Below are 704 nucleotides of genomic sequence, written 5' to 3' on the forward strand. Positions count from 1 at the left end.
CTTTAGGTAACGTTTAGAGGCAAAACGAATCAACCATAAGATCGGTGGCAATACCAAAAACAAAATCAACGTCAAGCGCCAATTACTATAAAGTAAAAAACCAATCAAAGCGACGACTGTTAAGCCATCACGCAACACAGTCTTCATAGAGTCGGTACTAGCCGCCGTTACCTGCTCGACATCAAATATTAGTTTGGAGGAGATGGTTCCTGCAGGATTGGCCAAATAAAAAGAGCTTGGCAAGCGTAATAACTTATTAAACACTTGTACCCGTAGCTCGTAAACCAGATTCCGTGAGACTAATGCAGAATAATAGTTACCCAAAAAGCTACCAACACCGCGCACAAAGAATAGTGCAATAATCAAAGCAGGAAACCAATTTTGCTTTGCTTGATTGTTTTGATTAATAGCATCGGTAATATATTGTAATAGTTTGGCAATCCAGATCTCTGTAGCCGCATTGATAGCGAACCCTATTACGGTTAAAAGAAGTGCCCACCAGTAGGGTTTTAAATATCTTAACAGACGCAGCAACGTCTTACGCTTAGGCGGACTCGATGGCTGTTCAAGTTTAAGATTGGCAGAGGTTTTAGTTACGTCAGATTGACTCATAAAAGCCTCGGGTCAAATATTGGTAGATGGATTTATGACATTCATCGCATTGGCAGCGTCATTACATGTAAAAGAATATGGATGTATAGTCG

At 40.3% G+C, this 704-nt stretch carries 1 protein-coding gene; it reads right to left on the minus strand.

The genetic code is table 11. The features are described 5' to 3' along the window. Nucleotides 1-612: ABC transporter transmembrane domain-containing protein (locus tag ACS8FD_RS20655; protein ID WP_439277244.1), on the minus strand; the 612-nt coding region annotated here is incomplete at its 3' end. Nucleotides 613-704: the final 92 nt, after the last annotated feature.

The organism is Psychrobacter sp. 1U2 (genome assembly GCF_051847575.1).